The 9394-nt window shown below is 60.4% G+C and carries 10 protein-coding genes; 3 read left to right on the top strand and 7 right to left on the bottom strand.

Going from position 1 to position 9394, the window contains the following annotated elements:
• The coding region (locus ACRESD_RS06400; protein ID WP_431750156.1) for an anti-sigma factor family protein at nucleotides 1-389 on the bottom strand (389 nt) is incomplete at its 3' end.
• A complete protein-coding gene (locus tag ACRESD_RS06395) occupies nucleotides 386-892 on the bottom strand; it encodes a sigma-70 family RNA polymerase sigma factor (protein ID WP_431750155.1) in 507 nt (168 codons plus the stop codon). The genes ACRESD_RS06400 and ACRESD_RS06395, both read right to left, overlap by 4 nt.
• Nucleotides 893-1059: 167 nt before the next feature.
• On the opposite strand from ACRESD_RS06395, the gene ACRESD_RS06390 reads away from it, so the two are divergent.
• On the top strand, nucleotides 1060-2142 hold the full coding sequence (locus tag ACRESD_RS06390) for a catalase family peroxidase (RefSeq protein ID WP_431750154.1): 1083 nt from the start codon (nucleotides 1060-1062) through the stop codon (nucleotides 2140-2142).
• Nucleotides 2139-2678 carry a cytochrome b gene (locus ACRESD_RS06385; RefSeq protein WP_431750153.1) on the top strand — a complete coding sequence of 180 codons (540 nt, stop codon included), beginning with the start codon at nucleotides 2139-2141 and terminating at the stop codon, nucleotides 2676-2678. The genes ACRESD_RS06390 and ACRESD_RS06385 overlap by 4 nt, the downstream gene beginning before the upstream one ends.
• Before the next feature lie 18 nt (nucleotides 2679-2696).
• Here the strand turns inward: ACRESD_RS06385 and ACRESD_RS06380 are convergent, their stop codons facing one another.
• Nucleotides 2697-3848, bottom strand: a complete 1152-nt coding sequence (locus tag ACRESD_RS06380) for a M14 family metallopeptidase (protein WP_431750152.1) — start codon at nucleotides 3846-3848, stop codon at nucleotides 2697-2699.
• Nucleotides 3849-4311: 463 nt separating this feature from the next.
• Nucleotides 4312-4662, bottom strand: coding sequence for a DUF6124 family protein (locus ACRESD_RS06375; protein WP_431750151.1), 351 nt, complete (start codon nucleotides 4660-4662; stop codon nucleotides 4312-4314).
• Between the two features lie 131 nt (nucleotides 4663-4793).
• On the opposite strand from ACRESD_RS06375, the gene ACRESD_RS06370 reads away from it, so the two are divergent.
• Nucleotides 4794-5432, top strand: a complete 639-nt coding sequence (locus ACRESD_RS06370; RefSeq protein WP_431750150.1) for a LexA family protein — start codon at nucleotides 4794-4796, stop codon at nucleotides 5430-5432.
• Here ACRESD_RS06370 and ACRESD_RS06365 read toward each other — a convergent pair.
• The 3 genes from ACRESD_RS06365 to ACRESD_RS06355 all read right to left on the bottom strand — a co-directional run.
• Nucleotides 5429-7354: an acetyl/propionyl/methylcrotonyl-CoA carboxylase subunit alpha gene (locus tag ACRESD_RS06365; protein WP_431750149.1), complete on the bottom strand. Its 1926-nt coding sequence runs from the start codon at nucleotides 7352-7354 to the stop codon at nucleotides 5429-5431. The genes ACRESD_RS06370 and ACRESD_RS06365 overlap by 4 nt on opposite strands.
• A complete protein-coding gene (locus ACRESD_RS06360; RefSeq protein ID WP_431750148.1) occupies nucleotides 7351-8157 on the bottom strand; it encodes a gamma-carboxygeranoyl-CoA hydratase in 807 nt (268 codons plus the stop codon). The genes ACRESD_RS06365 and ACRESD_RS06360 overlap by 4 nt, the downstream gene beginning before the upstream one ends.
• Before the next feature lie 15 nt (nucleotides 8158-8172).
• On the bottom strand, nucleotides 8173-9394 hold a 1222-nt coding region (locus ACRESD_RS06355; RefSeq protein ID WP_431750147.1), incomplete at its 5' end, for a carboxyl transferase domain-containing protein.

Below are 9394 nucleotides of genomic sequence, written 5' to 3'. Positions count from 1 at the left end.
ATGCCGTCCTGGGCGAACATGCGGAATGCCTGCATCGCATCGGCCATCGGCAGTATCGGCGGTTGAGTGGCTTCGCGAGCCTGCCAGCCGCCAAGGCCGCCGAGGCTGACGGCGATCAATAGCACTGCGGCGCTGGCGAAATGGCGGCGGGTTTGCTGTTTAATGCGTTGGCGAATCAGTGCCGGGTCCAACTCGGGGTTGGCGGGTTGTTGCAAGGCACCGCTCAAGGACGCGCGCAGCAACTGCGCATCCTGCTGCCATCCCACCACTTGAGCGGCGACATCGGGGTGGGCGGCCAGCCAGGTTTCGAGTACGCGACGGTCGCTCTCCAGCAACTGGTGGTCAACGTAGGCATGCAAATCGCGTTCGCTGGGGGGCAGGCTGATCATTTGAATATCCGCAGGGAAGGGCTGGCAATGTCGCCATCACTGAGTTGACGCAAGGCTTGGCGCGCCCGGGACAGGCGCGACATCACCGTGCCAATAGGCACATCCAGAATCTCGGCAACTTCTTTGTAACTCAAACCTTCGACCGACACCCAGAGCAGCAGGGCACGTTGTTCGGTATTGAGTTGGTCGAACGCTTGCAACGCCGACTGGGCCATTACCGTGCGCTCTACCGAAGGCTGTGCATCTTCACGGCCGGTGAAGAACTCCAGCATGCGTGCGTAACGTCGGTTGCGACGATGGGCATCGAGGAACTGCCGGTAGAGGATCGAGAACAGCCACGCACGCAAGTCACCCTCGATGCGTTTGTCGGCCCATCGGGTGATTGCCCGTTCCAGGGTCGACTGCACCAAGTCGTCGGCGCTGCTGATGTTACGCGTCAAGGACACGGCAAAACGCCGCAACCTGGGGATGAGTTCACGTAACGGTTCGTCGAGTTCATGCATGGGTATCTGGCTGGTCACTACGCTGGGACTAGAGAGACGTCCGGCGTTGAAGGTTATTCCCTGTCCTGAGAAAGAAATTCAAGGCGGAGGAATAGAGTGTATCGGCGTTCGTCTTAATGCTCCGACCTTATGTTTCACCCTTAGGCCTCTGGCCCTGGAGTCACTTCATGGTAGATCACTCATCACCGCCCCGTCCTCCGTTGAGTACGGCGAGCCTGATCGCACGGTTCGCCGGGATCGGCGTCGTGGTAGCTGTTGTTGCCGGGGCTTTTGCCTACGTCAATGGCACTCTTGATCCGCAGCGCCTGCGCCCCAAAACCTTGGTCAATGCTCTGGAAACCAACAACGGTCTGCACCCAGGCTACCGGCGCAATCATGCAAAGGGCGTGTGTGTAGCCGGTTACTTCGAGAGCAGCCCTGAGGCGCGTGCGTATTCCAGCGCCCAGGTGTTCAACGAGGCGAAAACCCCGGTGATCGGCCGATTTGCCCTGCCCAGTGGCAACCCATATGCGCCGGACAGCAGCGTGCCAATCCGCAGCTTTGCCCTGCAGTTCAGTCAGGCCAACGGCCAGCAATGGCGCACGGGGATGAACAGCATGCCGGTGTTTCCGGTGGGCACGCCCGAGGCGTTCTACCAGATGCTCAAGGCCAGCGCACCGGACCCCACCACCGGTAAGCCGAACCCGGCGAACATGCCGGCGTTTTTTGCCGCACACCCGGAGACGGCGTCGTTCCTGGCGTGGGTCAAGGCCGCCAAACCGTCGGCCAGCTATGCCACTGAAACCTATAACGGCATCAATGCGTTTTACTTGGTGGCCGCTGATGGCAAGCGCCTGGCTGTACGCTGGGGCGTGGTGCCGCAAAGCCAGGACGCAGCCACTGACAGCGCGCCGTCGGGCAGCGACTTCCTGGAGAAAGACCTGGTGCAGCGCTTGGCCTCGGGCCCGCTGCGTTGGCAACTGAACATCACCCTGGCCAACCCCGGCGACCCGGTGGATGACGCAAGCAAGGCCTGGACCGGTGAACACAAAGTGATCAACGCCGGCACCCTGGTGCTGCAAAGCAGCCAACCGCAGGCGGACGGTGATTGTCGTGATATCAACTTCGATCCACTGATTCTGCCCAGTGGCATCGAAGCCTCCAACGACCCGTTGCTGGCCGCGCGTTCGGCCGCGTATGCCAGTTCGTACCTGCGCCGCGCGGGTGAAGTCAGCCCCCTGCACAGCGCCCCACAGGAGTCGAAGCCATGAATGCTCAACCTCGGTTTTTCGCGCCGCTGGCTCGCCTGCTGCATTGGTTGATGGCGCTGATGATCATCGCCATGTTGTTTATCGGCGCGGGCATGGTGGCGTCGGTGTCGGAGCGACATGAGTGGCTGATTCATCTGCACAAACCCCTGGGGATCGCGATTCTGGCGTTGGTGATCGTGCGGTTGATGGTGCGCTTTTCCACCCGGCAACCGCCGTTACCCGCCGATTTACCTCTGTGGCAAGTATTGGCGGCCAAGGCTTCTCATCTGGTGCTGTACGCGTTGATGCTGGTGTTGCCGCTGCTGGGCTGGGCGATGATCTCTGCGGCCGGTGACCCAGTGATGCTCAGCAGTTCGGTGCAATTGCCGGCACTGGTGGGAGCCAATGCGCCGTTGTTTGCACTGTTGCGCAAGGCCCATGGTTATCTCGCCTACCTGTTGTTCCTGACGGTGCTGTTGCACCTGGCGGCGGCATTGTTCCACGGGCTGATCCGGCGCGATGGCGTACTGCAAAGTATGACCGGCACCGAGGACTGATGCCGGAGGGGCAGGGGGTCAGCGCAGCGTCGTGACGATATCGGCGACGGTGCTCAAGACATCCTTGCCCAGTTGCTTCGAGCGTTCACCTGACCAACCGGTTTTCGGGTTGGGCGCATCGTTGTTGTCCTTGAACGGCATTTCCAGGGTCAGGGAAAGGCAGTCGAACTTTTCTCCGACGGCGTTGCAGGCCAGGGTCATGTTGGCTTCGCCCGGCAGGTCGCGGGTGTAGCCGTGGGTGGTCTGGAAATCGCGGGTCAAACCGCTCAAATGGCGGCGGAAGTGTTTTTCCAGTTCCTCGATACGCGGGGTGTAACCTGGGTTGCCCTCGCAGCCGGCGGTGAAGACGTAGGGAATTTCTTCGTCGCCGTGGATATCGAGGAAAAGGTCGACGCCATACGTCTCCATCTGTTGCTGGACGAACAGCACTTCCGGGCTGGTTTCCTGGTTGGCGCTTTGCCAGGCACGGTTGAGATCCTGGCCCATGGCATTGGTGCGCAAGTGGCCATGGAAGGCGCCGTCGGGGTTCATGTTCGGGATCAGGTACAAATCGGCGACAGACAGGAGTTTTTTCAACTCGGCATCACCGTCCTGTTGCAGGCGCTCGATGATGCCCTCCATAAACCATTCGGCCATGTGCTCGCCGGGGTGTTGCTGGGCGATGATCCAGACCTTGCGTCGGCCTTCGCCGCCTTTGCCGCGACGCAGCAGTTGGATATCGCGGCCCTCGGCACTTTTGCCGGTGGCGAGCAATTCGGTACCGGCGCGATTCAGGGCTTGATCGATCAGCCAGTCATGGCGTTCACGGCTGTAGGGTTCGAAGTAGGCGAGCCACACATGCTTTTCCTGGGTTTGGAGGCTGATGTGCAGGGTTTCGCCATCAAAGCGTGTGGGTACGCGGAACCAGTTGATATGGTCGTACGAGGCCACGGCGTTATAGCCGCTCCAGGCGTGTTTATAAGAAGACCGGCCCGCGTTGCTCAGGCGAAAGGTGTGGGTGTGGCCCACGTGCATGCCTTCGGCCTTGAAGTGGAACCACTGGAAATGTGGGCTGCGGGTGTCGGGTTTGATCGCGAGCAGTAACTGATAAGCGTCGCTGGCATCCAGGACCTGGATGTTGCCGCTGTCGAAGTCGGTGCTGATCTTGATGGAGGTCAAGGCCACGGTCATAGTCTGGGTGCCTGATTATGAGTGTTGTGGCGGATATCTTACACAGGCGTGGGGAAAAATCTGGATGCAAAATTGTTGCAGGGGAGGGGGCGTCATCCTTGACGCTTGGGCAGCTTAGAATCTATGAGATTGATTCTCAAGCGCTATTTCTCAAAGAACCGGGCTAGAGCGCTCGTTCGGCTTTCTTTTGACGATGCTCTTTTGCTACCATGCGCGCCATCAAGCAGTACACAGTCTTCATTAGCCTGAAGCCACGCCAGGGAAACTGGCAAAAAAAAGACCCGGCCAAAGAGCCGGGTCAAAAACCGTGATTAGCCTGATGAGGAGATATTCCAAGAGTCCGACCTAAGGTCCCTTGGTCTATCGACTGATCTCGCGATCAGCTGGGTCCAATAATAATCATTATCATTTGCAAGTCAAATGTTTTTATCCGTGTGATAGAAATATTTTTCCTTCGTGCCTGTCATGCTCGTGACTGAGGTACCGACGCCTGTAACGATCGCTCCACCATCGCTTTCGCCATATCAAACAAATACACCACTGAAAACGCCAGGTCCCGCTGGTTGCCTTGATGACTGCTCGCCGATTCGTAGGCCGTGGCCGCGGCGCTGCGCAACAGGTCCGAGGCATGGACCAGGGCTTCCTCCTGGCTGATGCCCGGCTTGAGGGTGAACAAGGTTCCATCCGGGATCGATACCGACATATCTTCTTTCAAGTAGTAGTCCAATGCGCGTTGGGCAGCGTCGCTATTGCGCATGCCGTGTAATTCATCGTGTTCAAGTGTTTCAGGTAGTAAATCCGGGCTCGTCATCATAAGGGTCGGTACTCTGGGTGGGTGTCGAAAACCTTATGTTCGATGATAGTACGTATCGTATTTATGTCGTTTTATGGATTACTACAAACTGTTTATTGCCCCGGAGAATACGCAACGTATTGTCAGGCGCCATGGATAATTGGATAGCGTTGGTCAGAGCCAACATGAAAGACCGCAAGGTCACGCAGGATCAATTGGCGGAGCGCCTGGGCATGTCCCAGGGGGGCGTTGGCCATTGGCTGAACAAACGCCGCGTGCCCAGCCTGGCAGATATGAATCGGGTGCTGGAGGAGCTCGGTCTGGGGTATCTGGAAGTTGCCCTGGAGATTCGCGAGAGATTCGATGCGCCGCAGGTGAACCAGGAGAAACACTACAACCCGTATTTCCGCTACCCGGTCAGTGACTGGACAGGCTTGTGTGAAGCTCGCGAAGAACGCGGCTCTTACACTGCCGTACGCTTCGAACTGACCGATTACCACGCCCAGGGCGAGGCGTTCTGGCTCCCCGTGATGGGTGACGCCATGACCGCTCCCAACGGCTTGAGCATCGGCGCTGGCATGATGATCCTGGTGGACCCGGCCATTGATGCCATTCCTGGCAAGTTGGTGGTCGCCCGACGGGCCGACAACCCCCGGGCAACCTTTCGCCAATTGCAGGAAGAGAGCGGCCAGCTTTACCTGGTACCGCTCAATCCCACTTATCCCAAACTGTTGTTCACCAGCGACTGCCGAATCCTCGGCGTAGTGGTGCAAGCCGTGGCGAAGTTTTAGCCCACTGTTTCAAGCTCCACCAAGGCACTGCCTTCGGCAACCATTTCACCTTCCTGGCAAAACAGCGCCTTGACCACCCCGGCCTGGGGTGCGCGGATGCTGTGTTCCATTTTCATCGCTTCCAGCACCACCAACTGAGCACCGGCTTCCACGGTTTGGCCTACCTCCACCAGTACCCGTACGATACTGCCGTTCATCGGTGCCGTGAGGCCGCCTTGATGGGATTGGTTGGCCTCGACGGCCGCAATCGGGTCAAACAGGCTGACCGCGTGCATTTCGCCGCCCCAGCGCAGGTACAGTACCGCCCCGTTGCGCACTGCCAGATGGGAGGAGCGTACGCCCTGATACTCGACCAGCAACTGCTCACCGCATAATTGCGACGTCCCATCTGCCAGTGTCACCAGCCGGTCCTGCCCGCCACTGCTCAAATGCAGTGATACCTCGGCAGGCAGCCCGGCGCGAAATCCGCGCTTATCCGCCCAAGGGCCATCGTCTGTCGGCAAGCTCTGCATGAAGGCCGCGCCGGCCACCCGCCAGAATTCATCGCTCAATTCACCCGGTACCGGCAACAGCTCATCCTGATAGCGCGGAATAAAGCCGGTATCCAACTCCGCCACCGCAAACGCCGGATGCCCGATGATCCGCCGCAGAAAACCCAGGTTGGTCTTGAGCCCGCCGACCGCAAACTCATCGAGCATGCTCAGCAATCGTAGCCGCGCCTGCTCGCGGTCTTCACCCCAGGCAATCAGCTTGCCCAGCATCGGGTCGTAGAAGGGCGAGACACTGTCCCCTTGGGCGACGCCGCTGTCCACACGGCGGCCAGGGCCGGGCGCAGATTCGCGGTACAGCGCCAGATGCCCGGTGGCCGGCAGGAAATCATTCGCCGGGTCTTCGGCATATAACCGCACTTCAATCGCATGCCCAATCAGCGGTACCTGCTCTTGGGTGATTGGCAACGGTTCGCCTTGGGCGACGCGGATCTGCCAGGCCACCAGATCAAGCCCGGTAATCGCCTCCGTTACTGGATGCTCTACCTGCAATCGAGTGTTCATCTCCATGAAGAAAAACTCGCCGCGTGCGTCCAGCAAGAACTCCACGGTGCCGGCGCCTACATAACCGATGGCTTGGGCGGCACGCACGGCGGCCTCGCCCATGGCTTTGCGTTGCTCAACACTCAAGCCCGGTGCCGGTGCTTCTTCCACGACTTTTTGGTGGCGCCGTTGGATCGAGCAATCACGCTCATTGAGGTACAGGCAGTGACCGTGTTGATCGGCAAACACCTGGATTTCTACGTGGCGCGGCTTGAGCAGGTATTTCTCCACCAACATCTGCCCATTACCGAAAGACGACAGCGCCTCGCGCTGGGCCGACGCCAAGGCCTCGGCCAACTGGCTGACGTCCTCGACCACCTTCATGCCCTTGCCGCCGCCACCGGCCGTGGCCTTGAGCAGCACCGGATAGCCGATGCGTTCGCAGGCATCACGGAAGGTTTCCAGGTCTTGGGCCTCGCCGTGATAACCCGGAACCAGCGGTACGCCAGCCGTTTCCATCAGTGCCTTGGCCGCCGATTTGCTGCCCATGGCATCGATGGCGGAGGCGGGTGGGCCAAGGAAGATCAAGCCGGCTGCTTCTATCGCACGGGCAAAGCTGGCGTTTTCCGAGAGAAAGCCGTAGCCCGGATGAATCGCCTGGGCGCCGCTGGCCTGGGCGGCGGCGATCAGTTTGTCGATTTGCAGGTAGCTGTCGGTCGCTTTACTGCCGCCTAAGTCAACGCGAATGTCGGCCTCGCGACTATGGCGTGCATCGCGGTCAGTGGCACTGTGCACGGCTACGGTGGTCAGGCCCATGGTCTTGGCGGTGCGCATCACGCGACAGGCAATCTCGCCGCGATTGGCCACCAGTACGGTGGTCAGGTTGCTCATGAACGTGGCTCCTGCGCTTGCCAGCTGGGCGGGCGTTTTTGCAGGAAAGAGCGCAAGCCTTCCTGGCCCTCGGCGCTGACACGAATGCGGGCGATGGCATTTTCACAATAACGGCGCAGGGCGGTGGTGAGGGCGCCGTTGCCCACCTCGCGCAACAAATCTTTGCTGGCACGCATCGCCGCAGGGCTGTTCAGCAGCAGGTTGGCGATCCATTGTTCTACTTGCTGATCCAGCTCGGCGATCGGGTAGCTTTCCGCCAATAAACCTATCTCCCGTGCACGCTGGCCGCCAAAGCGTTCGGCGGTGAGGGCATAGCGCCGCGCCGCGCGTTCGCCAATGGCCTGTACCACGAACGGGCTGATCACCGCCGGGGCCAGGCCAATGCGCACTTCGGACAGGCAGAACTGCGCATCATCGGCGCCAATTGCCATGTCGCAGCAACTGATCAGGCCCAGCGCACCGCCATAGGCTGCGCCTTGTACCACGGCCAGGGTTGGGATCTTCAGCTTGGCCAGGTTGTACATCAACTCGGCCAGTTCGCGGGCGTCGTCCAGGTTGGTGTGGTAATCCAGCTCGGCCGATTGCTGCATCCAGGCCAGGTCGGCCCCTGCACTGAAATGCTTGCCGCGCCCGCGCAGCACCAGAAAGCGCAGGGTTGGGTCGGCCTGTACCAGGTCGAGGGCGATGATCAGTTCGCGGATCATCTCGGCGTTGAACGCGTTGTTCTTGGTTTCACGACTGAGCCACAGTGTGGCAAAGCCACGGGTGTCGTTGACCAGTTCGAGGGTGTTGAAATCGCTCATGGGATACAGCTCCATTTACATGCGGAACACGCCGAAGCGGCTCGGCTCGATGGGGGCGTTCAGCGCGGCGGACAAGGCCAGGGCCAGCACGTCGCGGGTTTGCAACGGGTCGATCACACCGTCATCCCACAGGCGCGCGCTGGAGTAGTAGGGGTGGCCCTGGGTTTCGTACTGGTCGAGGATAGGCTGCTTGATCGCGGCTTCTTCCTCGGCGCTGAATACGCTGCCCGCGCGCTCGGCCTGTTCGCGCTTGACCTGCACCAGCACTCCGGCCGCCTGTTCGGCCCCCATCACACCGATGCGCGCGTTCGGCCACATCCATAAAAAACGCGGGTCGTAGGCGCGGCCACACATGCCGTAGTTACCCGCGCCAAAACTGCCGCCGATGATGACCGTGAACTTCGGCACCTTGGCGCAGGCCACCGCCGTGACCAGCTTGGCACCGTGCTTGGCGATACCACCGGCTTCGTACTTCTGGCCGACCATGAACCCGGTGATGTTCTGCAAAAACACCAGTGGAATGCCGCGCTGGCAGGCCAGTTCGATAAAGTGCGCGCCTTTTTGCGCGGCTTCGGCGAACAAGATGCCGTTATTGGCCAGGATCGCAATCGGGTAGCCGTGCAGGTGCGCAAAACCGCACACCAGCGTAGTGCCGAACAGCGCCTTGAACTCATCGAACACCGAACCGTCCACCAGCCGCGCAATCACTTCACGCACATCGAACGGCTGCTTGGCATCGGCCGGGATCACACCGTAGAGTTCTTCGCCGCTGTACAACGGTGCCATGGATGGACGCTGCCGCAGCTCGCCCAGCTTGCGCCAGTTGAGGTTGGCCACACTGCGACGGGCCAGGGCCAGGGCGTGTTCATCGCTGTCGGCGTAGTGGTCGGCTACGCCGGAGATCTTGCAGTGCACATCGGCGCCACCCAGGTCCTCGGCGCTCACCACTTCACCGGTCGCAGCTTTCACCAGCGGCGGGCCAGCGAGAAAAATGGTGGCCTGTTGGCGCACCATGATCGCTTCGTCGGCCATGGCTGGAACATAGGCACCACCGGCCGTGCACGAGCCCATGACCACGGCGATCTGCGGGATGCCCTGGGCGCTCATATTCGCCTGGTTGAAGAAGATCCGCCCAAAGTGCTCGCGGTCGGGAAACACTTCATCCTGGCGTGGCAGGTTGGCGCCACCGGAGTCCACCAGATAGATGCACGGCAGGCGATTCTGCTCGGCGATGGTC

The organism is Pseudomonas sp. (genome assembly GCF_050739995.1).
Lineage (GTDB): Bacteria > Pseudomonadota > Gammaproteobacteria > Pseudomonadales > Pseudomonadaceae > Aquipseudomonas.
Note: the sequence above shows the minus strand (reverse complement) of the source record. Positions and strands in the feature narration are given on the sequence as shown.

What these genes read in the sequence shown, in the direction of transcription:
- ACRESD_RS06395 (WP_431750155.1), bottom strand. Translation starts at nt 892, where the DNA reads ATGCATGAACTCGACGAACCGTTACGTGAACTCATCCCCAGGTTGCGG.
- ACRESD_RS06390 (WP_431750154.1), top strand. Translation starts at nt 1,060, where the DNA reads ATGGTAGATCACTCATCACCGCCCCGTCCTCCGTTGAGTACGGCGAGC.
- ACRESD_RS06385 (WP_431750153.1), top strand. Translation starts at nt 2,139, where the DNA reads ATGAATGCTCAACCTCGGTTTTTCGCGCCGCTGGCTCGCCTGCTGCAT.
- ACRESD_RS06380 (WP_431750152.1), bottom strand. Translation starts at nt 3,848, where the DNA reads ATGACCGTGGCCTTGACCTCCATCAAGATCAGCACCGACTTCGACAGC.
- ACRESD_RS06375 (WP_431750151.1), bottom strand. Translation starts at nt 4,662, where the DNA reads ATGATGACGAGCCCGGATTTACTACCTGAAACACTTGAACACGATGAA.
- ACRESD_RS06370 (WP_431750150.1), top strand. Translation starts at nt 4,794, where the DNA reads ATGGATAATTGGATAGCGTTGGTCAGAGCCAACATGAAAGACCGCAAG.
- ACRESD_RS06365 (WP_431750149.1), bottom strand. Translation starts at nt 7,354, where the DNA reads ATGAGCAACCTGACCACCGTACTGGTGGCCAATCGCGGCGAGATTGCC.
- ACRESD_RS06360 (WP_431750148.1), bottom strand. Translation starts at nt 8,157, where the DNA reads ATGAGCGATTTCAACACCCTCGAACTGGTCAACGACACCCGTGGCTTT.